Source organism: Eisenbergiella sp. OF01-20 (assembly GCF_003478085.1).
Classification (GTDB): Bacteria; Bacillota; Clostridia; order Lachnospirales; family Lachnospiraceae; genus Eisenbergiella.
This window is the reverse complement of record NZ_QUES01000025.1, coordinates 71,203-93,143: the sequence shown is the minus strand read 5'-3', so window position 1 is coordinate 93,143 and position 21,941 is coordinate 71,203. Positions and strand designations below refer to the sequence as shown.

The 21,941-nt window shown below is 51.0% G+C and carries 17 protein-coding genes; 1 reads left to right on the top strand and 16 read right to left on the bottom strand.

The features are described 5' to 3' along the window. Positions 1 to 418: 418 nt before the first annotated feature. The 7 genes from DXA36_RS23065 to DXA36_RS23035 form a co-directional block, all read right to left on the bottom strand. The gene (locus DXA36_RS23065; RefSeq protein WP_118681785.1) at positions 419 to 631 is read right to left on the bottom strand and encodes a cold-shock protein; all 213 of its coding nucleotides are present in this window, start codon (positions 629 to 631) and stop codon (positions 419 to 421) included. Positions 632 to 918: 287 nt separating this feature from the next. After that, positions 919 to 1,428, bottom strand: a complete 510-nt coding sequence (locus DXA36_RS23060) for a CarD family transcriptional regulator (RefSeq protein ID WP_118681784.1) — start codon at positions 1,426 to 1,428, stop codon at positions 919 to 921. A gap of 205 nt (positions 1,429 to 1,633) precedes the next feature. Next, positions 1,634 to 4,330, bottom strand: coding sequence for an ABC transporter permease (locus DXA36_RS23055; protein WP_118681783.1), 2,697 nt, complete (start codon positions 4,328 to 4,330; stop codon positions 1,634 to 1,636). Next, a complete protein-coding gene (locus DXA36_RS23050; protein ID WP_118681791.1) occupies positions 4,327 to 5,028 on the bottom strand; it encodes an ABC transporter ATP-binding protein in 702 nt (233 codons plus the stop codon). Before DXA36_RS23050 ends, DXA36_RS23055 begins: the two co-directional genes overlap by 4 nt. Before the next feature lie 129 nt (positions 5,029 to 5,157). Continuing rightward, positions 5,158 to 6,336 (bottom strand): sensor histidine kinase, encoded by a 1,179-nt coding sequence (locus tag DXA36_RS23045; RefSeq protein WP_182479227.1) that lies wholly within the window; start codon positions 6,334 to 6,336, stop codon positions 5,158 to 5,160. Further along, a complete protein-coding gene (locus DXA36_RS23040; protein ID WP_118681781.1) occupies positions 6,326 to 7,018 on the bottom strand; it encodes a response regulator transcription factor in 693 nt (230 codons plus the stop codon). The genes DXA36_RS23045 and DXA36_RS23040 overlap by 11 nt, the downstream gene beginning before the upstream one ends. Positions 7,019 to 7,062: 44 nt before the next feature. Next, positions 7,063 to 8,307, bottom strand: a complete 1,245-nt coding sequence (locus DXA36_RS23035) for a DUF2812 domain-containing protein (RefSeq protein ID WP_182479226.1) — start codon at positions 8,305 to 8,307, stop codon at positions 7,063 to 7,065. Between the two features lie 183 nt (positions 8,308 to 8,490). Between DXA36_RS23035 and DXA36_RS23030 the strand changes: the two genes are divergently transcribed. After that, positions 8,491 to 9,318 carry a prepilin-type N-terminal cleavage/methylation domain-containing protein gene (locus tag DXA36_RS23030; protein WP_118681779.1) on the top strand — a complete coding sequence of 276 codons (828 nt, stop codon included), beginning with the start codon at positions 8,491 to 8,493 and terminating at the stop codon, positions 9,316 to 9,318. 79 nt (positions 9,319 to 9,397) lie between these two features. Here the strand turns inward: DXA36_RS23030 and DXA36_RS23025 are convergent, their stop codons facing one another. The 9 genes from DXA36_RS23025 to DXA36_RS22980 all read right to left on the bottom strand — a co-directional run bounded on the left by DXA36_RS23025 (position 9,398) and on the right by DXA36_RS22980 (position 21,912). Next, positions 9,398 to 10,711, bottom strand: a complete 1,314-nt coding sequence (locus DXA36_RS23025) for a peptidylprolyl isomerase (RefSeq protein ID WP_118681778.1) — start codon at positions 10,709 to 10,711, stop codon at positions 9,398 to 9,400. 342 nt (positions 10,712 to 11,053) lie between these two features. Next, positions 11,054 to 11,914 carry an SDR family oxidoreductase gene (locus tag DXA36_RS23020; RefSeq protein ID WP_243114722.1) on the bottom strand — a complete coding sequence of 287 codons (861 nt, stop codon included), beginning with the start codon at positions 11,912 to 11,914 and terminating at the stop codon, positions 11,054 to 11,056. Positions 11,915 to 12,117: 203 nt separating this feature from the next. Further along, positions 12,118 to 12,744 (bottom strand): manganese efflux pump, encoded by a 627-nt coding sequence (locus DXA36_RS23015; RefSeq protein ID WP_118681790.1) that lies wholly within the window; start codon positions 12,742 to 12,744, stop codon positions 12,118 to 12,120. A 119-nt stretch (positions 12,745 to 12,863) separates the two neighbouring features. Then, positions 12,864 to 13,784, bottom strand: coding sequence for an aldo/keto reductase (locus tag DXA36_RS23010; RefSeq protein ID WP_118681776.1), 921 nt, complete (start codon positions 13,782 to 13,784; stop codon positions 12,864 to 12,866). A 529-nt stretch (positions 13,785 to 14,313) separates the two neighbouring features. Then, the gene (locus tag DXA36_RS23005) at positions 14,314 to 14,820 is read right to left on the bottom strand and encodes a zf-HC2 domain-containing protein (protein ID WP_182479224.1); all 507 of its coding nucleotides are present in this window, start codon (positions 14,818 to 14,820) and stop codon (positions 14,314 to 14,316) included. Then, positions 14,817 to 15,338 (bottom strand): RNA polymerase sigma factor, encoded by a 522-nt coding sequence (locus tag DXA36_RS23000; RefSeq protein WP_118681774.1) that lies wholly within the window; start codon positions 15,336 to 15,338, stop codon positions 14,817 to 14,819. The genes DXA36_RS23005 and DXA36_RS23000 overlap by 4 nt, the downstream gene beginning before the upstream one ends. 226 nt (positions 15,339 to 15,564) lie before the next feature. Then, a complete protein-coding gene (locus DXA36_RS22990) occupies positions 15,565 to 16,659 on the bottom strand; it encodes a DUF362 domain-containing protein (RefSeq protein ID WP_118681789.1) in 1,095 nt (364 codons plus the stop codon). Then, positions 16,646 to 19,666 carry an efflux RND transporter permease subunit gene (locus tag DXA36_RS22985; protein WP_118681772.1) on the bottom strand — a complete coding sequence of 1,007 codons (3,021 nt, stop codon included), beginning with the start codon at positions 19,664 to 19,666 and terminating at the stop codon, positions 16,646 to 16,648. Before DXA36_RS22985 ends, DXA36_RS22990 begins: the two co-directional genes overlap by 14 nt. Then, positions 19,663 to 21,912 carry an efflux RND transporter periplasmic adaptor subunit gene (locus DXA36_RS22980; protein ID WP_118681771.1) on the bottom strand — a complete coding sequence of 750 codons (2,250 nt, stop codon included), beginning with the start codon at positions 21,910 to 21,912 and terminating at the stop codon, positions 19,663 to 19,665. The genes DXA36_RS22985 and DXA36_RS22980 overlap by 4 nt, the downstream gene beginning before the upstream one ends. Between the last annotated feature and the right edge of the window lie 29 nt (positions 21,913 to 21,941).

The following is a 21,941-nucleotide window of genomic DNA, read 5'->3' as shown; positions in this document are numbered from 1 at the left end:
TATGTTGGCTCCCTGCCCTGCCGGCTCCGATCCGCCCCGGGGCTATGATGTCCCGCAGATACTTTCTATACCATGAAGAGGAGACCAATCAAAATCGGCAGCCCATCTGCCGATTTTGATGCTTTGGGCTCATCGGAATGCCCGGTATAGCAGTATCTGCCGGACATCATAGCCCCGGGGCGGATCGGAGCCGGCAGGGCAGGGAGCCAACATACGGGGGAGCCGGAGGCGCAGGGACATGGGGCCGGGCGGCAGGCAATGGCCTTGGCAGGACGAACCAATAGGCGGACGGCGCCCTCACGCCAAAAAAACAGAGGAGAATCTCTTCTCCCCCGTTTCCCAAGTACGATATAAATATTCTAATGGCCGAACCCAAAATGCGATGGTACTACGGACGACAGAATACTTCTTCTTCTGCTTATGCTGCGCAGACGTTAACCGCTCTCAGTTTTCTGCTGTCTCTGGGATCACTTTCCATATCGAAAGTAACCTTCTGGCCTTCGTTCAGGCTCTTATAGCCTTCAGAAACGATGGAAGAATAGTGTACGAACACATCCTCACCGCTTGCGTCATTGGTAATAAATCCATATCCTTTTTCTGCGTTGAACCATTTCACTGTACCGTTATTCATTTTCAGTACCTCCATTATAATATTTATATCAATTTAAACCGGCGGGAAGAATTCCTGATGCCTGTTTTTCACGTATCCCTGCAGAATTTTCCTTACAAAAAAGCTGGCCTGCGTATCAGTCATTAAGAAAAAAGGAATGACTCATAACGAAGGCCAGCTCTAAATTCAAATTGATTACTGTCTGACTATAACATACATTTGAAAAATTGTCAAACATTTTTTATTTTTATGATATATTTACTCTGTAGTATCGTTTTGCTATCTTTTTAAACTCCTGTCTCCGGCGGTCACGCATCCATTTCCTTGTCAAAAACCGCCTCAAAAACAGAGCTTCTTGCCTTCTCCACCGTGATGTTGAAAACAACGGCAAATTCGGAAATAAGCATCTTTTCCGCTCTCTGCAGATTCTTTTCATCGGAACAATTCAGCTTTTTGCCGTTTTTCTTTTTCCGGTCCTGTTCCAGAAGAATTGCTTTCATCAGCTTCAGATACTGGCTGACTTCGCAGGATTTCAGAATCTGCCTGCTCAGCCGTTCCCGTTCCTTGTTATTGGCTTCGTACTCAGCCGTCATTTCCGGAAGCTGTTCCAGATATTCCTTCGCTTCCTTCCGGGACATGACCGGCCGCATGTATACCTTGTCATTATTCAGCTTCACATATATCGTACTTTCCTCATTCCCTACGGAACGCAAAGTATAATACGTCTCCGGCCCGTTAACAAAATCAGGCTTTCCAATCGCTGCAACTCTGTACACACCACCGTTTTCATGCACTACCACATCATTCACATTATACATTTTACACCTATTCCTTTACAACTAAAAAAACTGCAACGAAAACACAGGTCAGTTACCGATGCAGCAGTTATAAAGGTATTATAACACACTTTCCGGGAAAAAGCACCTTATTCTCAAAATCCGGTAAAATACGCGTAACAGGCATTACTGTTTACGACCCACCGGGCAGCGGCACAGGGGGCCGTAAACAGTAACTAACAGGCTCTTATACCGTTTCATCCCTCACCGCATCGGCAATCGGTTCCTTCCGTATACTCAGGAAAGCCAGCAGATAGGCAATTCCGACAGCGGCCATCACCAGCCCCATATTGCCAAGCACCTTACTCCATGGGAATACCGGAAACAGGGTTCCCGGGGATATTCCCGTAACCTGCATCAAATAGATACAGAGGAGGAGGAGAATGGGGATCCCGGTAAGGATAGGGGCGGCTGCCATACGCAGCCCTTCCAGGAAAAGCATTTTTTTAAGCTGCCCTTCATCCATTCCGACGGAACGCAGTACCGCAAATTCCCTTCTGCGCATGCGCAGCGAACCTGCCGCGGCGGAAACCGCATTGGAGATACCTATCAGGGAAAGCAGTCCGCCTATGAGATTTATCACCGCTTCCATGGCTCTTCCTGCCACTTCCCCGTCCCGCTCTTCTTCCATACGGCTGCGTATGATAAAATCCTCCTCCGCCAGATATCTGCCGCTGATTTCCCGGATTTTTTCCGCTGTTTGCAAATCCTCTTCGGGGGAGGTACGTGCGACACCTCTGACCTGGTAATATTGGGCAGCCTGTTCCGGCCGGAACCGGGATACTATCTTGAGATATTCTTCCATAGGCACATAAAGCTGGATGCTGTAATCGCTTGTATACTCGTCCAAGACAGGCCTTTGCTCCGTTTTAGCCCCTATCGCAACATCAAACCGGTAATCCGTATCATCGGAATCCCGGAGTTTTTCTTCCAGGGAAAGGATCGCGCCGGCCTGCGTGCGCAGCATCTGGTATTCCTGGCTGTGTTTTTGCATATTGTTTTTGACATTGGGGTAATAAGAAATATTACTTACCATAATAGCCCGTGGGAGATCCTGTCCGTAATAATCTTGCGGATCCTCTCCCAGGGAACGGCAGTATGAATCAAAGAAATCTTTTTCCAGCCCCAGTATGTCCGCTCTTATCCGATAGCTGCCTTCCCGTTCCAGCACGCTGAACTGGTTTGGGTTCACCGCCCCAAAGCCTCCGCGGGCCGCAAATTCATCTGATTCCGCAGTCTTGTCAACCCAGAGGGAAACACGGGTACGGTAATACCAGGTGCCCTCCTTCATGGCAGGAATACGGAAAATCTCATCCGTCATTTCTTTTTCCGGCCTTGCCGTCAGGCTGTATCTCATCTGGATATTATAATAATTTACGCCTTCATTCCGTTCGGTCACCAGAGTATTCAGGGTAAGCGTACAGTAAAAACCGGTAACCATCACAAAACACATGGCAAGCGCCGCAAGCCCTGCCCGAAAGGCTTTTTTATGAGCCTTTTGGGAGGCTGCCCCCAGAATCCCCTCTATTCCCAGGAGGGCGCCTGCCGTACGGCGTCGTTCTTTTTTCCCGGACAGACAGCTTCTGTTCTTCCTTTTCTTATTTCCTCCTGTACCTGACTGCATCCGTATGGCATCCACCGGGGTGAGTCCCGCCATCCTTGAAGCCGGTATCGCCGCGGATACCAGTACGGTTGCCAGGGATATAACCACAGCTCCCAGGGCTATCCGGGGCGGAAAACGCAGCTGGATCGGATAATAGATGAGATCCCCCAGAATTTCCGTATATACCTGTACCGCCAGTGCAGTAAAAAGCTGTCCCAGGGCAATGCCCGCAGCGATGGGAAGCAGGGATACCGCAAGCCCCTCAAACAAAACAGCAGCTCTTATCTGGCCGGGTGTGGCTCCTGCGGACCGGAACAGGCCAAGCTGTTTGATCCGGGTTTCCGCCGACATGGCAAAGGCGCTGTGTATAATCAGGACAAAAGCCAGTGCCGCAAGCACCACCATGCTTCCATATATGAACAGGGTTACATAACGATCCCATATTTCCGACAGAGATGCGTCCATAGGAGGGAATACACCATACAGGGCCAGCAGCCGCCCATGATAGCGGAAATGGTTTTCATAACTGCCGTATTCATTTGTCTGAAAGCCCAGCTGTTCCATAAGCTTTGGCATCACCCGGTAGGTGTCTTTTACCCGGTTCAGCTGCACATAAACCACCAGCTCTTCCGAAGGCTCCAGCGCATCCCGATCCAGATACCCCATGGCATAATAGCCGGGTGTCGTGGTGGGTGTGGTCATATCCATTTTTCCGACTATGGTCAGGGTTCTTTCCCCGGTTTTCTCAAACACTTCGCCTTCCTGCCGGATTCCCGTATCCTGTATTTCTCCTTGTATCATCCGATGCCCTGCCGGGAGAGTTACCGTGTCTCCCAGACGGAACCCGGGATTATCATCAAAAAAGGATTTGGATACCGCTATCTCTCCCTGTTTGGAAGGGATATGTCCCTCAATAATCAGATTTTTTTCCCCCATGCCGTCCCAGTAGCCTTCATCCGCATCCCGGAGCAGCAGATAGGGGAGTCCGCTCCCCTCCGGCAGTTTAACGGAAAGAAACGGCCCCTTTACCATTGTCTGCCGAATGTTCAGGTTATTGTCTATCTGTTCCAGATCCTTTTTGGTAAGCAGGCCGCCCACCTCCGCATGCCAGTCCCCGCTGTCATGGATTTCGATATCGGTCTGCCAGGCATTCTGGTTATAAAAAGCACTGCAAAGGGAATACAGAAGTGTGGAGGCAATAAGAACCGCTATCATGGAAGCCAGCGTGGTCCGCCGGTTATTTATTATGCTTCGGAGCGTATATGATATCAGAACCTTCATTGCACCCTCCCCTTCCCGCCGTCCGCTTTGCTGTCCCGCAGCACACGTCCGTCCTCTATGGTGATGATGCGACCCGCTTCCAGCGCGATCTTTTCATCATGGGTAATGAGCACTACCGTCTGATGGTAGCGTTTATTGGAAAGCTTCAGCAGTGCCAGAATCTCCTCTGAGTTCCTGCGATCCAGGTTTCCGGTAGGCTCGTCGGCCAGAAGCACGGCGGGACGGTAAATAAGCGCCCTCCCAATGGCCGCCCGCTGCTGCTGTCCGCCGGAAAGCTGGGACGGCAGATGGGAAAGCCGGTCGCCCAGCCCCAGGGTATCCACCAGCTCCCGGAAGCTTTCCTCTTCCGGCTTCCGTCCGTCCAGCAGCAGAGGCAGAAGAATATTCTGCCGCACATCCAGAGTGGGGATCAGATTATAGAACTGATAAATCAATCCCACCTTGCGCCTTCTGAAAATAGAAAGCTGCTTTTCGGACAACGTGGAAATATCCGTTTCTTCAATCCATATTTTCCCCGAAGTAGGCCGGTCCACCCCTCCCAGCATATGGAGCAAAGTCGATTTCCCGGAACCGGAAGCCCCTACAATCGCAGTAAATTCTCCTTTTTCCACCGTCAGATCCACCCCGTCCAGAGCTGTTACCGTCCCCTGTCCCAGTTCATAGGTCTTTGTCACTTTTTCACATCGCAGAATGTTCATAAAATCCTCCTTTTCTGTCAGCGCCCTGCTGCTCATTCACTCCGCATTGTAAAAGGCCTGTGTGACAATCCGGTGACAAACAACGTTTGCCGCGCTCCGCGAGCCGTCCTTATGCCTTGAAAAATATGATTACTGGTAAAAGGTCATAAGGAACCGCGCCCCGCCTTCCTTTCGGTTTTCAGCCCGCAGCTCCCCGTTCTGGCTCTCTGTCAGAGATTTTGCCAAAGCCAGACCCACCCCCGCGCTGTCTCTGTCTCCGCCCGTTCCTTTGTAAAAGCGTTCAAATATCCGTCTGCATTCCTCGGAAGTAAGCCCTGGCCCTTCATCATCGATCAGGATACGGGTATATATGGTATTCTGAGTCACATGGATACGGATACATCCGCCTTCCGGCGTATGCTCGCTGCAGTTTTTCAGAATATTGGCCACAGCCTCCCCCGTCCAGCCCAAATCACAGCACAGGAGTTTCCCTTCCCCGCCCGTGATACGCACCTCCTGTTTTTTATCTTCCGTCAGGGAACGGACCGTTTCCGCCGCAAAGGAGAGGACTTCCTGCAAATCCTCCTCCTTTTTGACCAGAGGGAGGACTCCCGCATCCAGCCTGGACAAAGTCAGAAGGGCCGCCGTAAGACTGCGGATATGGCCGGTCTGCTGTTCCATCCTGGCAAGCAGCTGTCTCCCCTCCTCTCCTTTTACCTGCTCTTCCAACAGCTCCTGGAGCAGCGAAAGGGATGTGAGGGGTGTTTTCAGCTGATGGGATATATCCGTCAGACTCACCGCCAGATTCTCCCTTCCTTTATGGGCTTCCTCCCGGCTCTCCCGGATATTTACCACTGTTTTATAGATTTCGTCCTGAAGCCGGGAATATTCATCTTCCCGGTTACCGATACCCGTATCGTATTCTCCGTTATTGATTCGTACCAGATATTCTTCCAGTTCAAGGATCCGCCTTCTCCGCCGTATTGCTCCCATGGTGTACCAAAGCATTCCGCCTCCTGCCGCCAGACAGTAAAAAAGGAGCAGCCACCCTGTCAGGCCGCCGAAAGCCTCACGGGTGAATCCCCCTTCTTCATAGCCGAACCGCTTCAGCAGGATTTCCCCTGCGGCCTCTTCTGCCGGCTCTTCCCGCTTCAGGGATCGCATCATTTCCCCTGCCCTTTCCGGCGCCCCGGCTGCCATGAGCGCCGCCTTTTTATAAAAAAAGGCCTCGCTGCGCCGGACAGCCAGCAATGCTGTCCCGAAGCCCGCCAGCAAACAGACACCAAGCCACAGAAAAAGAAAAACCGTCTTTTTTCCGCTATATTTCATCCCCATCCTCCGCTTTATAGCCAATCCCTCTCACCGTTTTAATAATTCTCTGGGGATCCCCGCCCAGCTTCTCCCGCAGCCGTTTTATCAGTACGGTGAGGGTATTGCTGTTCACAAAATTGCCGTCGATATCCCAAAGCTGTTCCAGAAGAAGGGTGCGGGTTAAAGTACGTTTCTTATTCTCCAGAAGGATTTCCAGAAGCCGGTATTCTCCTGCAGTCAGCAGGACTTCCTTTCCGCCCGCACATACCCGGGTTTCTATTTTATCCAGAACCACATCCCCGCATACCAGCCGCTGCCCCGCGCTATCCTCCCCGCTATCCGGCCGGGAACGGCGCAGGGCCGCACGAATCCGAGACAGGAGGATTCCCAGCTTAAATGGTTTGGTGACATAATCATCCGCTCCCATATCCAGCCCGCGGATGATATCCGCTTCCTCATCTCTTGCGGTAAGGATAATCACAGGAGGCCCGTCCATTTTTCTGCATCTCTTCAGGAATTCCAGCCCTTCCCCGTCAGGCAGCCCCAAATCCAGCACGATAAGATCGGGGTTTTCTTCTGCCAGGATCCCCGCTTCCGCCAGGCTGCCTGCTGTGAGAATATCATAGCCTTCCCGAAAAAGACCTGCGCGCAGGGCAAATAGAATCGTCTCTTCATCCTCTACAAGTAATATGCGGCACATTTTCTTATTTCTCCTTCTTTTTTTCCTATGCGGTCAGCCCGTCCTCATCCGCCGGCAAGCTTCTCCGCCAGCTGTTCCAATTCCGGCAGATGATCCGCCAGGTTCTCTTCGCCGATATAATAAGCCATAATCACCTGATTTCCTTTCCGGGCAAACAGATAATGCAGCCCTCTGTCATGGATAACCAGTTCATCAAAATAACTGCTTTCCACCCTTTCGGGCACCCAGCCTTTATTCCACTTCATATAATACCGTCCCAGCTCCCGCATCAGAGGCGCGGCCAGCTTTGGGGAAGCCAGACGGTAATACTCCAGTTTCAGGGTACTCTCCCGGGCAGCCCCCTGCGGCTCCCACACGCCATACTGCATCGTCTCCGCCTGCACCGGCGCTAAAAGGAAGCGGTTGACGCAAGAGTAGCTTTCCAGCTCCTCCCCTTTATAATCCCGGGTCTGGTATTCCATGTCCGGTTCCCCCTCCAGCAGGGAAAGCGGCAGCAGCATTGGTGACAGTTCCTTCCAGGATGGATTCTTTTTCAGAAAGGACTGCGTCCGGGGGGTGTCTTCCTCCCATGCGCTCTCCGATACCCTGCCGGTATAAACGGTTTTCATCCGGCCGCCCCAGTAATGGATACCTCCTGCAATCCCAAGCACCAGACTGAAGGAAAAGACTGTCAGAAGGACTTTGTATACCGTCCTGCCCGATTCCGCTCCGGTACCGGACCGGCCGCGGATCCCTTCCAGAAGCTGTTCTGCTATCCGGGCTTCCTCTCCGCTTTGCAGCTGCAGAAGGCCGCATAGACCCATTGCCAGAAAAATCACCCAGGCTGCCCCTTTTACAAAGAGCAGAAGGAACCCATATCCCTGGATATAATACGAAAACAGGAACCAGACAAGCCAGAACAGGAAGGGCGAAAAAGCTCCCCATACCCTGCCGCGCTGCCTCTTTTTCAGTTTCCGGAACATCGTTTCCCCTGCAAACAGCTGCACCCGCTCGCACGTTCCCGGCACGCCCCGCAGCACCAGCACCATACGTCCGAGCTGTGTCACGTATTCCCAGCCGAATTCTTTATATTCTTCGCCCTGATCTGCAGGTGCCTTTACGCCGTCTGGATCCATAGGGACCAGCATATATGATGTTTTTACCGGTTTTTCTTTTATAAAAACCGCTTTTTTTCCCCATATACGCATAAGCAGATATCCCCGGGCCGCATTTTCTTCCAGCCAGCGTTCCGCATGGTCCGGATCTGAAAACGAATCGGGTATTTTCTTAATGCTCTTTTCCTTTCTCACCTTTAGAACCTCCCGGATATGTCATTTCTTTTATTATACTATTTCCTTCTATGGGGGAACAGGGGAGAGGCGGAAAGGATTTCTTATTTTTTCTTTAAGACAAAATCCCTTTCCTTCCTTGACAAAACCAGGAAAAGTTTCAATAATGAATTATAATGGTGGAAATAATGAGAGGATGTAACAATGGACAAAAGAAAAGCTTTCGGTAATAAGTTGGGCTTTACCCTGGTGGAAATGATTGTGGTGATTGTAATCCTTGGAATTCTGCTGGCAATCATAGTTCCCCAGGTGACGAAATATATTTATAAAGCCAAGGCAGTCCAGTGCCGGGTGGATGTAAGCTATATTATGAAGGAATACCAGATAGAAGCGATGGAAAAGGAACCCGGTCATGCGGAGGAAGCCCGTGAGCTTCTGGAGGCTATTATCAAGGAACATAATGGAACTCTGGATAAACAGGCCGATATTTTTAACGGCGGCGTTTATTCCGGTGTGTGCACCTCTAAAGGGTTTTATACCTGTACCTTTGATCAAAATTATAAAACCGTTACCGTAACCTGCAGCGAACATGACGAAGAACAGATAGAGGTGAAGAAGCTTGCGGATGTTTTGGGCAATCTCTCCTTTGATGATATCAGCGGCTGCAACTATAAAAGTCTCGACGAGTATTTTAACGGCAGCAGAACCTCCATTAATTCGGAAGCGATTTCAACAGGGGGCTATGGTGAGTATAGTTCCTTTGCCAAAGTGATCGAAGGAAAGCTGAAAGAACAGGGCATCAATATGACGGGCCGCAGCTGGAGACTTGACAAAAAAGGCGGCACCTACAATCTTTTCCTTACCGATTCCACAAAAATTACAGAATCCATGAAAGGACAGGAAATTGGCTGCACCTTATACGATATCACAAACAACAAGGTTATCCACGGTACCATAAAAGTAGCAACAGAAAGCCAGGGTACGCCTTATCCCGTACTGAATGGAGGATCCTTCGTCCCGGATAAAGAGTAAATCCCGTAAAAAAACTGCGGTTCCCGCCATGTAAGGCGCAGCCGCAGTTTTTATTCTTCTTCCTATTCCGTCCTGATGCTTATTCCGCCGCAGTGCCGCTTTCCGTCTCTGTAGTCTGCGTGCTTTCTTCTGCCGCGGCACCCGTTTCATCACCGGCTTGTTCCGTACCCTCTGCCGTCTCGGTGCTGGTTTCCGGTATCGTCAGATATTTCAGGTCCCCTGCCACATCCGTCACTTCGTATTTCTCCGTCAGCCCGTTCATATATTCACCGGCCTTCTCGTTGGCAAGCGTACTGGAAATGGAGCTGTTGGTAGCCGCTTCATCGTTGCTTCTTTTGATGAATTCCACCACATAATAATTGGTATTGGCTTCATCCGGAAGAATTGTGGTATCCCCTTCCTTACGCGCTTCCTCAAACAGCCAGTCTGCAATAGCCGCCGGCGCTGCGGAGTAGGATCCGCCCTCCGTCAGGCTTCCTTCCCCGTCCTCTCCGCCATAGAGCGCTTTCTGATCTTCGATAGCATTTTCCACACAGAGGGCTTCAAAATCATCACCGGCCTTTACCGCCTTTTCCATAGCTTCGGCTTTCCCCTTCAGCTCGTCCATAACCTTGGCGATATCTTCTTCCGAAGCATCCTCCGCTGCTTCCCCTCTGAACGGGAAGCTTCTGTAGTCCACTTTATCATAGCTGTTCTTATTCGCTTCGTAATATTCCTGCACTTCATCATCCCCGGGCTTGTTGATTTCCGTCAGATGTTCAAAGTAAGCGGTGGCAAGCATATTTTCCTCTGCAAAAGGCCGGATTCTTTCTTCCGTAGCGTACTGGCCGTAAAGAGTGGTATAAACCTCTCCCTGGCTAATGGATTCGGTTTCCGCCTGCGCCGCGATCTGGGTATCAAATGCTGACATATCTTTCGCCGCATCATAGGTAAAGCCCTGCGCCGCCGCATCATCCACAAGCGCCTTAACCTGGGTTATCTGGCTGACCGCCATTTGATCAAAATAATCCTTCCAGGTCATATTATCCGTATACTGCTGCTTGGAAAAATCAGAGGTGGTATCCAGCCCCATATAGGACAGCAGGGAACCATACATGGAAACGTAACTGTTTACCGAATTATTGTAATAATAATCATATTCCACCCTGGTAATCTCATGATCGCCTATTTTAATATAAGCATTGTGCAGGGCACTGTACTTATTATAGGCGGATAAACCGATGGAGATTACAATCGCCGCAGCGATTGCCGCGAGAATCGCAATACTCCCTATCTTCAAACGCTTCTGCGCTTTTCGCTCCTTTTCCTCCTCGATTCTCCTCTTTTCCATTTTACGGTCATATTTGGTCATGACCTTTTCGTTCTTTTCTTCTGTCTGCTTGTTGTTAGACATGATAAGAATTCCTCCTTTTATCTCTGTCAGGTATTATACCTGATAAATGTGAAACAAACGTGAACTCATGCATATAATTTTCTGTATTATGTGAAACACCGGTTTCAATTCGTTCCCCACGGATGCCGCCCGGCAAGTGCCCGGTCCGGACAGCGCTATTCACAGTATAATACACTCTCCTCCCGGCTTCAACAAAAATCCGCATATAAATTGTTTTTGGTATGATTTAATGTAACGGTTCAGACGCCCCTTCCAGGAATCCTTGCAGCACCGCCGCCCCAGGGAATAGGAGGGGGGGGATGCCGCAGGACACAAAGGGCCGTCTGAACCGTTACGATTTAATTACTGATCACGGAGTGAACCGAAACTTGATTTATGCAGCAGGCACTCCTTCAGCCCTTCTTGTGTATCCTCAAACCGGATACCGTAGGACAGCAGCTTATCCTGGCTCAGGCGCAGATCCCTGGGTTTGTCTGCGAAGGCCTCCTGATTGGGTGCCAGCAGATCTGCATCATATCCCAGCAGCCGGAGAAGCTCCTCCGCCACTTCATAGGTACTTTTTTCATTCGGGCTTCCGAAATTATAAATACCGCCCGGAAGATGGATCGCTTTTTCCAGATGGCGGATCATTTCCCCCACGTAGGTAATGCTTCGGAAATCATAAACAGGATACTGTAGGCGGCTTCCCTCCCGCAGCGCCTGTCTGACGCTGGTTACCAGAGTATCGTGCTCCCCGGGACGGTTCTTATCATAATCAAACATCCAGCTCATCCTGAGTATCACCACATCCGGGAGCACCTTCCGGCACCTTTCCTCTGCCTCCAGTTTCTGCTTTCCATACAGTCGCCGGGGTGACAGAGGCTCCTCCTCACGGTGCGGCCCCTGTTCCCCGCCTCCGAAATATACCTGATCGGTGCTGAAAAGCACCATACGGCTGCCCGATTCCCGGCAGGCTGCCGCCACATTCTCCGCACCCTCCACATTCACCTTCCGGGAACTTTCAGGCTCCCTGTCGCAGACCGCCAAATCGGAGACCGCTCCGCAGTGGATCACAAGTTCCGGCGATAGTCCCCTTATCTTCCGGCACGTCCCGTCCCCATCGGTAAAATCCAGCATGCTGCGTGTCGTGCCCGTAATTTCATGCCTGTCCTGCCATGCCCTTATCATTCTCGATGCGGCAAAGCCATCCGCCCCCGTAATCATTATTTTCACAACAGTTCCCGCCTTTCCGTTCCAGGCGGGAACTTGTACCATCCAGCCTGAAAGCCAAAACATTTACGAAATAACACAAATAACTTCAGTGAAGCGGCATATCTGCCGCCTTACCGAAGTATTATCCTTTTCCTGTGTTCCTGTACAACTGGGTATAGAAAAAAGTCGGTGCCGCTATGGTTTCCCCCGGCTGCTTATCCCTTCAGTTTGGAAAAAGCGAGTATAATAAAAAGTACGCCGCTCAGCCAGGATAAATCCCACCGCAGACGTGAAACAACCTTCCGCCCGAACATCTGTCCCACCGACATGGCGCACATGCCTATGAGAAAGACGGACAGCATTGTGAGCAGAATATTGAGCCGCAGAAATGCGGCGAAGGTTCCTGCCACCAGGCTGTCAATCGACATGGCAAACGCCAGAAAAACCGTTTCCCTCATGGAAAGCGTATGGGAATGATCGCTGTCTGCCGCCGTGGGGTTCCCATAAATGCTAATAATGAATTTTAACTGTGAAAAAGAAAAATGAATATCCTTACGCACTTCACAGTGATGATTGATATAATTTTTAATTAAAGAATCCGCAAGCCGGATTGCCCCCAGAATAAAAAGGCTGGTGAAGCATACTGCTTTCGTCAGCTCCTCAGGCACCATGGCCTGAAGGACGGTTCCAAAACACAAGGCAGCGCCCAGGCAGGCGCTGCATATCCCGTTAAGACATCCGTTTTCCTTCCAGTTGATGCTTATACCGCCCGCTCCATAGGCAATACTGGCCACAAACTCATCCATGCAGAGAGCCAGACATAATACTAAAATCTGAAGCATAGTGATTTCTCTTTTTATTTTAGTATATTCCCGTCTCCGAAATTTGACATACATTCCCGTCAGGGCGCATAAACTGGATAAATACGTCTGTTTCCGGTTACACTGCTTCCTTCTGTTTTTTAAGGCAGAATATGTCCTCCTGCCAGATAGAGCCGATACCATTCCTCCCTGGTGAGCACGATCTCGGAGGCCTGGCATATTTCCAGAAGCCGGGAGGTCTTCATAGTCCCGGCCACAAGCTGCATACCTGCCGGATGACGCATAATCCAGGCAGCTGCGACAGCCGTATCTGTCGTATTATATTTTTCAGCCAGCTCCGTCAGGATCTTATTCAGCTCCGGATATTTTTCACTTCCCAGAAATACACCTTCAAAAAATCCATACTGGAACGGAGACCAGGTCTGGATGGTAATGTCATTCAGGCGGCAGTAATCCAGCACACTTCCGTCCCGGTCCACAGCCCCTTCCGAAAGCATGTTTACTTCCAATCCATTTGCCACCATATTGGAATTGGGGATGCTGAACTGAAGCTGATCCACCGCAATCTCCTGTTTTACATATTTTTTCAGAAGCCGGATCTGGGAAGGCTTATGGTTGGAGACGCCAAAATAGCGGACTTTCCCTGACTTCTCCAATGTATCAAAAGCCTCAGCCACCTCTTCCGGCTCCACAATCGCATCCGGCCGGTGCAGAAGGAGCACATCCAGATAATCGGTCTGCAGGCGTTTCAGAATACCGTCCGCCGCCTCCAGGATATGTTTTTTGGAACAATCAAACATCACGCCGGGAATAATGCTGCATTTGGACTGCAAAAAAAGCTTATCCCTCTTGCCCGGATTCCCATGCAGGAATTTCCCGAACATTTCCTCACATTTACCTGCCCCATAGATATCTGCATGGTCGAAAAAAACAGCATCCATATCTATAGCCGCCGCAAGGAATCTGTCCGCTTCCGCCTGCTCCAAATCCCCCAGCCTCATACATCCTACCGCCACCGCCGGTACCTGTAAACCGGTCTGTCCCAAATTGATCCTTTTCATAATATACCTCCCGTTTGTTTTCCTGCAACTGATCCATATCTTTACAGTTAGTAACAGTTCAGACAAGTCTGAACTGTTACCGCATCCGGCCAATGAAATCGCTTCGCGATGAGCCGGATGCCTGCTTCCACCACGTTTTCTCACGGTCTGCGCAGTAAAGGCGCAGACCTGCCAGAACTGTTACACAGTTACGTCTTTCTTTCCATTTTACTTTACTCCTTCTGAAAAAGAAAGAACATTTCCTTGTTTTCCGGGATTTTCTTTTTTGTTCCGTAACCCAAACTTTGCAGGTGCCAAATGGCCCGCTGTCCGTGCGGCGCTCCCGGGGCTGAAAAGGATTTTCGCAGATCCATCAGACTGGGCATTCCGATGAGCCCAAAGACGTCAAGTGTGTCAGATGAGGCTGACGCACTTGACTGGTCTCATCTCCATAATCTGAAAGGTATCTGCGAAAATCCTTTTCAGCCCCGGGAGCGCCGCACGGACAGCGGGCCATTTGGCACCTGCAAAGTTTGGATTACGGAATAGATCAGACGGCAAACAGCCTGGATACCAATTCCACCAGCATAGGTACGATAATGGGCAGAAGCCATACGAGATTTCTTACCAGCCAGTTTCCGTTTCCCTGCTTCAGCTGCTTTCCTTCCTTAACATAATACTCTTTTTTCTTATCATCATCAAAATAGATATCATATGCCGGGTACTCAAACAGCGCGGCAAATATGGCCGATGCAAAAATACCGAAAGCAATCAGGATCTGTTTTTCCCACCCGGCCTTCAGGGAAACGGCATACAGGCACGGCCAGAACAGATACCACAGCGACTGCAGCCAAATCTTACGGATGATTTTTTTATCCGCTTTGATTTCTTCCGGCCGGGGCAGGTCCACCGGTTTTTGGCAGTCCTCATAAAGCCTTCTGCATTCCGGGCAGTTTTCCAGATGATCCCTGATTATGGCCGCCGTTTCCGGCGAGATAAGGCCTTCTGCATAATTAGGCAGTAAATCTTGTATTACACTGCATGTAATTTCACTCATACGTTCCCGTTCTCCTTTCCCTGACTCCTGTTTTCCATTTCCTCCAGATACCGAATTAACCTGCATTTATCACGCATAAAGGTTACTCTGGCCCAGTTTTCTGTTTTTTCCAGCATCATCCCGATTTCCCGGAAGGAAAATTCATTCACAAGCCGCAGTATCAGCAGGGAACGGTGCGGTTCTTCCAGAGAATCAATATAACTGAAAATAGCCGCCGCCTGTTCCCTGTTCTCGCATTGTTCCGGAATATCCCCGTTGCCGGCCGCTGTTTCCGTCAGCTCCTCCGTAGGCGGATTCGCCCGCAGCCAGTGATAATACTCATGCCGGGCAATGGTAAAAATCCATGTCTTAACGGAGCAGCTTCCGCGGAAGCCCCGGATTCCCGATATCACCTTGAGAAAGGTATTCTGGCTGAGATCCTCCGCCGCATGGCAATTACGGCACAAGGACAGCAGATACCGGTAAACGTCTCCGTAATATTTCCGGTACAGACCTTCTATCTCATTTTGTTCCTGCATATCCGGTACCTCCTTTCTACTTATTAGAGCCTGCAGAAAAAATTTCGTTACACAAAATAAAAATTTTTTTCAGCAAAACAAAGGCGGATTTTTTCCGTCAGGGGGACAAGAGAACCTCCGGTTCTCTGCAAGTGTCTCCGTTTGGCTCGTGGCCCGCGGGAATAAAGAACCCGGGACAGCGGGTATTCCCCCATTTGGGAGTACACCGGCCGTTCCGGGCTGTGTCTTATATCCATTCTTTTTCCAGAAATTCCACCATATCCACCGCTTTCGGCGGACATCCCTTCAGGGATTTTGCGAAACAGGCGGTACACCGGCCAACGCCGATTTCCCCCTTTTTCCCTTTATGTCCCTGTCCGATAGCAAGCGGAGGCAGGCCTTTTTTCAGTTCTCCCCGCTCCTGAAGGCGGTCCAGCGCATAGATCAGGGAACCAAAGCAGGCGCTGCAGGCATCCCTGCTGTCCGTATAGGAGGCGAGTTTTTTCACCCTGCCGGTCATATGGAACCTGGACTTGTCCGATAAATCCTCATTCAGATACACCACATTGGCCGAGGCTGTATCCGTACTGCCCACACCCAGCTGTCCGGCCCGCATGATATATTCCACCTCTTCCGGGGAATACCCCATGCTTTCGCATACAAAGGAATCACAGAGCACCGGATCTCGGAAGGCCAGGATGCGGTTCATCACCACCGGGTTCCCTCCTTCTTCAAAATCCAGATCCCCGCAGATATTATCCGCCAGAATAAAATCATTTCTGGCGATGGTATTCAGATGGGCGATAGGCTTATGCAGTCCCATGGTATGAAAATGCCGCTTTTCCGAATTGGGAATTATCCCCTTGTTGTTCTTCAGCGCACAGGTCACCGTAGTCTGGCAATGGCCCTTCAGTACCGGCATATTGATCATATAATCAACCTCCATGGCACTGTCGCAGATCCGGATGTCCATGCCGGCGGCGTTGTAGGTTTTCCAGGTATCCGTCTGCAGATCTTTGAACGCAACCCCATACGTTTGGGAAATACGGTCATAGCCTGCCGCCCGGAAGGCGGCGGGCGTACTGTCTCCCACCCAGGAACCTTCCATTATGGTTATATTCCGGAAGCCGTTATCGTGCAGATAACAAATGACGCCCTCCAGAAGCTCCGCGTGTGTTGTTGCCCCCCGGGAGGGCTCTTTTGCCACCACCAGATTGGGTTTCATACCAATTTTTTTATTTCTGTCCCCGATGAGTTCCGCCAGCCCTGCCTGTTCCAGCAGACGTATCGTCATGTTCTTATAGTCCGTACCATGAATGATAAGGATATCATTGCGCTTCATACACATGCAGCTTTCTCCGTTTTTTCTTATCAATAATCAGGTAAATGGTCGGCATCAGCAGCAGCGTAAGCAGCGTGGACGCCACCAGTCCGCCGATAATAACCAGAGCCATACCCTGCATCATTTCCCCGTTGCTTCCGATTCCCATTCCCATAGGCACCATGGAAAGAATGGTGGTGAGCGTGGTCATAAGGATAGGGCGGATCCGGATGGCACCGGCGTCAACCAGGGCGTCCTCCAATGGGATTTCCTGCCGCAGCTGGTTTACCGTATCCACATAAAGAATACCGTTATTTACCACAATTCCCACAAGCATCAGGAATCCCATTAATGATACCATACTTATGGTGGCTCCCACAATAAAAAGCAGGAAAATAGAGCCTACCAGGCTGAAAGGAATGCACATCATGACCATGAAGGAAAACCGGGGAGATTCAAACTGCATAGCCATGACAAGAAATACAAGGAATACGGCTATCAGAATGGAACGGTACAAAACCCCGAACTCTTCATTCATGATTTCCGTCACCATATCCTGGGCAACCTCCACGCCTCCGGGAAGTGCAAGGGATCTCACCGTTTCATTCAGCTTATCCTGCGCCGTAAACCTGGCCTCCTGGGTGGTGGCGGCTGTAAGGCTGATCTGGTAAAGTCCGTCCACCTTCATGATTGTCTGGGGCGCATCCGTATATACCGCCCGGGCGATTTCCCGGACGGGAACCTGGATTCCCTGGCTGTTCGTGAGTGTGGCATCCATAAGGCTGTTCATACTGTCATAGAGACCTTCCGGATATTCCAGTCTGACCTCATATTCCGTACTGTCCTTTGTAACCGTAAGGACATCCGTCCCGCTGAGGATATTACGGATGCTGCCTGCCACCTGCACCGGAGTCATTCCGTAATGCATAGCCATCATGGGATCGATTTCCAGCTTTGCCGCGGTGCTGGTGTCCTGGGCGGAGGAGGTAACCTTGATAACCCCGTCCACCTGCTCCATCGCCGCCTGGGCCTGTAAGGCCGCCGCCTTCAGCACCTGCATATCCGCCCCGCGCAGATCGATTTCTGTGGTGGAGGACGACATCATACCGCTTCCCATACTGCTTCCGCCGGAGGCAATTTCCAGTTCCATATCCGTATAATCCCTGGTATCCCGGTTCCATTTCTCTATCACATCAGCCGTGGTAAGTTCCCTGTCACTTTTCAGATAAGCCCGCATGCTGGCGGTGGATCCGCTCTCTATCGTGACGCTGTAGGAACGCACATCAGGCTCTGCCTTGGCCAGCGCTTCCAGCATCTCCATTGCGGACTCTTTGGATTCCAACGTGGTACCCGGGCGGAAGGACGCAGCCACCTCCACGATCCCTTCATCGGATGCCGGCATCAATTCCATATTAACCTGGGTCATCATAAGTCCTGCCGCGGCTACCAGAACAGCGGTCACTCCCAGGACAAGCCATTTTTTATGGAGAAGCTTCCGCAGAAAGCCCTTATAAAACTGTGTGAATTTCTCCAGGATACGGTTTGCCGGAATGTCCTTCTTTTCCCTGGGCTTAAACAGGAGGTAAAACAAAGGAACCAGGGTCATAGCGGATATCAGGGATGACACCATGGCAAATACTATCGTAAATCCCAGCTGGCCGAATAGCTGCCCGGCCAGGTCGTCCACCGTTGCAAGGGGCAGGTAAACCACGATGGTCGTGATAGTGGAGGCAATGATGGACATAGTTACCGTTTTGGTTCCCTTCAGTGCCGCTTCCCAATAGCTTTCCTCACTGTCCTTCCTGCGGAAACAGCTCTCGATAACAACAATGGAATTATCCACAATCATACCAATAGCGATAACAAGAGATCCCATGGTAACGATGTTCATGGAATATCCCATCATACTCATCAGGATTAACGTCGCCAGAATGGATACCGGCATGGAGCTTCCCACAATAAGGCTGGCCTTGAAATCCCCGAAAAAGAGGAAAAGAACCGCCATGGAAATCAGCACGCCCGCTATCAGCGTCTTTCCCACGGACCAGAGAGAGGACGTAATGATATCGCTGGAATTGTATTCAATCCCTATCTCAATGCCGGGATTTTTTTCCATATAGGAAGCCACCAGCGTTTCAATCTTCCGCGTCACCTGCACCACGCTGGCGCTCTGCTTTTTCTGGATGGAAATACTGATATTTTCCATTCCGTCGCTTTTGCTGACAGTATCCGCCTTTTCCTTTGCCATGGATACTTCCGCGATATCAGACAAATGGACAACGCTGCCGGAAGCCGTGATAACCGGGACCTGTTCCAGCTTCTGTACCGTATTAAATTCCATGGCCGCACTGACGGATATGTCCTGGCTGCCCTGCTTCACGCTGCCCGCAGGGACGGTAAAATCAACGGCCCCCAGATAATTGGCTACCGCCGCCATATTCAGCCCATACTGCTTAAGCATATCCTCCCGGAGAAGAACCCGGATATAATCCTGGGTCCCGCCGGAAACATCCACCTGCGCCACATCCGTTATGGATTCTATATCGGGAACCAGCGTTTCCTCCAGCGTCTTTTTCAGATCCAGATTCCCATCCGCCCGGACATTCAGAATCATATCCGCGGACTGGGACATATTCAGCTCGATCACTACCGGAGAGGAGGCATCGTCGGGAAGCTGCAGGCTGGCCGTATCCAGGGCAGTCCGCAGATCCGCATAGCAGTCGTCAATGTCCACGCCGTATTCATAGCTGAACATTACCATGGATACATTCTCCGCGGACTGGGAGGTCACGGAATCAATCCCATTCAGGGTGGAACCGGAATCCTCCACCACCTTGGTCACCAGCTCATCCACACTTTCCGGATCCGCGCCGGGATAGGTGGTCATAACGATGAGCATGGGCATATCCATATCCGGTGTCAGCTGCATCTTGAAGCCCGGGATAGATCCCAGCCCGAAAACCGCCAGGGACAAAATGATGAGGATAACGGAAACCGGCCGCTTCAGTGCTAATTTAGTCAGGTTCATTTTCCGGCCTCCCCTTCTACCAGACGTACTTTCGCGCCATCCGTCAGCTGGGAGGACCAGGTATGTATCACGATGCTGTCAGAGGACAGACCGTTCAGGATTTCTATTTTATCTTCATTGTAAAGTCCGGTTTCCACCGGTGTTTTTCTTGCGGTCCCGTCTTCCACACAAAATACATAGGCCTGCTCCCCTTCATAATAAACCGCATCGTAGGGAAGCAGCATAGCCGAAGAGGTTCGGTAGGTATCCGCGGTGATTTTCACCGTTACTCCATTGGAAAGAGCCGTATTTTCTGTTGCCGCCTTGATTTCAAACAAGCCGGTTCTGGAGTCCACAGACTGCCCCACTTGGGTAATCACAGCTTCAAAGGTTTCCCCGTTTCTCTCCAGGGTAATTTTTTCCCCGGTAACAAACTGGTTCTTAACCGCCTCGCTCACATAAAAGGTAACCGTCATGGAATCCTTGTTGGAAATGACATAGACCGGATTCCCCGCACTTACCATACCGAAGTCATCCACATTTTTCTGTTCAATCACGCCGGATATGGGGGCGGTGAGCGTGTAATTCTCCAGCTGCATCTGGGCACTCTTAATCCCCACATCGGAGGATGCGATCTGGTTCTGCAGAGCCGCCGCCGTATCCTGATAGGCCTGTCCATTCTGGATGCCATACTGCACCTGGGCATCCTTCAGGTTTTCCTCATAGAAGTCAATCGTATCGCCTGTTGTGGAACGCGAGGTTTCCGCGGAATCAATGCTGCTGTCTATGGATGACATATTTCCCTCCAGCGTGGATGCCTGGGATTTCATGGATGCAATCTGGGATGCATACGTGGCAAGGCTGCTGTCAAGCCTGCCCTCTCCCACATCCGCCGCCGTATAGCCGGCGGATTTGAATTGGGAAACCACCGCCAGATTCCTCTGGTATTTTTCTTTTGCTTTCAGATAATCTTCATAGCTGCCTTTGTGGGGCTTTCCGCTGTCCGTTCCTGCCGTTACCAGGATTACCCGGTATTCCCCCGCCCTGCCTGTGCCTGCAACAGCCGGCATAAACTCCGGTTCCTCCCCCCGCGCTTCCTGCCTTCCACCTTTCCCTAGAGAAGCTGCCTTTCCTGTATAAAAAGCCACGCCCCTGGCTTTCGGGCCTTCCCCGGAGGCGCCTTCCGGAAGAGAGGGGCTTTCGGAAACCGACGGGATTTCGGAAACCGACAAGTTTTCTTGTACTGCCGTGCTCTCCGCCGTCCCGTTTTCCTGTTTGCCCGCATGGCTTCCATTATCTCCGGATCCGGCGGTTCCGCTTCCTGTTTCACCGCTTCCGGTCTCTCCTGTACTATCGGTATTGCCGTCACCTGTACTGCCTGCTTCTTCCCGTTCCTCCTCTTCCGGCTTCTCTTCCCCCGGATTCTGCGTGGAAGAATCGGCACCGCCGTTATCAGAAGAGGCCGATCCCTGCCCATTCAGACCGCCGTTGGTCCCTGCGGCTCCTGTTCCGCTTCCGTCCGACGAACTGTCCGCAGGCGTACTTCCCTGGGATGTGTCCCCTGTGGATGGGCTTTGCGTGGACGGCTCCGTCTCATATTCTTCTCCCCAGTTGGGTTCCGGCTCCGTTATCCATCTCCAGACACCGTTTCCATCCTGATAGACATACTGCTTGGCGGTAACAGCCATACTCTTCATGCTGTTATAATTGGATTCCATATCATCGATGCTGTCGTTGATTTTATCCAGGGCGCTTTTCATATCTTCTTTTTTCTGCCGGGTGTCGTCTATCGACGTACCTGCCGTATCATATTGTTTTTTTGCCATATCAATCTGATACTGTATGTTCTTAATATTGCTTTCCATGGACAGATTGCTCATAACCTGGCTGGACCCCAGGGTCCTCTGGGCGGAAAGCTCCGCACCCTCCTTGGTAAGCCTGGCTGATTCCAGCTGCAGCCGGGCCGCTTCGTCATCGATCTGAAGCAGCACATCCCCGGCCCGGACCTGATCCCCCACCTCAAAATGGACGGCCGACACCTCCCCTGAAACAAGGGGAATGATGCTGACCTGTTCCTGGGGGCTTACCGTACCGATAAATGTACTGGATACCGCAAGATCACCCACCTCCACAGCTGCAGCCTCCACAGCAAGGGATGTATCCGCAGCTTCTGTTTCCTCCGTATCCGCGCTGCTCTGGCAGCCGCCCAAAACCAGGGCTGCCGTAAGCAGAACCGCCAGACTTCTCATCCGGTAATTTCTTTTCATAACTGTACCTCTTTATCCTGATTACTTAG

What these genes read in the sequence shown, in the direction of transcription:
- DXA36_RS23065 (WP_118681785.1), bottom strand. Translation starts at nt 631, where the DNA reads ATGAATAACGGTACAGTGAAATGGTTCAACGCAGAAAAAGGATATGGA.
- DXA36_RS23060 (WP_118681784.1), bottom strand. Translation starts at nt 1,428, where the DNA reads ATGTATAATGTGAATGATGTGGTAGTGCATGAAAACGGTGGTGTGTAC.
- DXA36_RS23055 (WP_118681783.1), bottom strand. Translation starts at nt 4,330, where the DNA reads ATGAAGGTTCTGATATCATATACGCTCCGAAGCATAATAAATAACCGG.
- DXA36_RS23050 (WP_118681791.1), bottom strand. Translation starts at nt 5,028, where the DNA reads ATGAACATTCTGCGATGTGAAAAAGTGACAAAGACCTATGAACTGGGA.
- DXA36_RS23045 (WP_182479227.1), bottom strand. Translation starts at nt 6,336, where the DNA reads ATGAAATATAGCGGAAAAAAGACGGTTTTTCTTTTTCTGTGGCTTGGT.
- DXA36_RS23040 (WP_118681781.1), bottom strand. Translation starts at nt 7,018, where the DNA reads ATGTGCCGCATATTACTTGTAGAGGATGAAGAGACGATTCTATTTGCC.
- DXA36_RS23030 (WP_118681779.1), top strand. Translation starts at nt 8,491, where the DNA reads ATGGACAAAAGAAAAGCTTTCGGTAATAAGTTGGGCTTTACCCTGGTG.
- DXA36_RS23025 (WP_118681778.1), bottom strand. Translation starts at nt 10,711, where the DNA reads ATGTCTAACAACAAGCAGACAGAAGAAAAGAACGAAAAGGTCATGACC.
- DXA36_RS23020 (WP_243114722.1), bottom strand. Translation starts at nt 11,914, where the DNA reads ATGATTACGGGGGCGGATGGCTTTGCCGCATCGAGAATGATAAGGGCA.
- DXA36_RS23015 (WP_118681790.1), bottom strand. Translation starts at nt 12,744, where the DNA reads ATGCTTCAGATTTTAGTATTATGTCTGGCTCTCTGCATGGATGAGTTT.
- DXA36_RS23010 (WP_118681776.1), bottom strand. Translation starts at nt 13,784, where the DNA reads ATGAAAAGGATCAATTTGGGACAGACCGGTTTACAGGTACCGGCGGTG.
- DXA36_RS23005 (WP_182479224.1), bottom strand. Translation starts at nt 14,820, where the DNA reads ATGAGTGAAATTACATGCAGTGTAATACAAGATTTACTGCCTAATTAT.
- DXA36_RS23000 (WP_118681774.1), bottom strand. Translation starts at nt 15,338, where the DNA reads ATGCAGGAACAAAATGAGATAGAAGGTCTGTACCGGAAATATTACGGA.
- DXA36_RS22990 (WP_118681789.1), bottom strand. Translation starts at nt 16,659, where the DNA reads ATGAAGCGCAATGATATCCTTATCATTCATGGTACGGACTATAAGAAC.
- DXA36_RS22985 (WP_118681772.1), bottom strand. Translation starts at nt 19,666, where the DNA reads ATGAACCTGACTAAATTAGCACTGAAGCGGCCGGTTTCCGTTATCCTC.
- DXA36_RS22980 (WP_118681771.1), bottom strand. Translation starts at nt 21,912, where the DNA reads ATGAAAAGAAATTACCGGATGAGAAGTCTGGCGGTTCTGCTTACGGCA.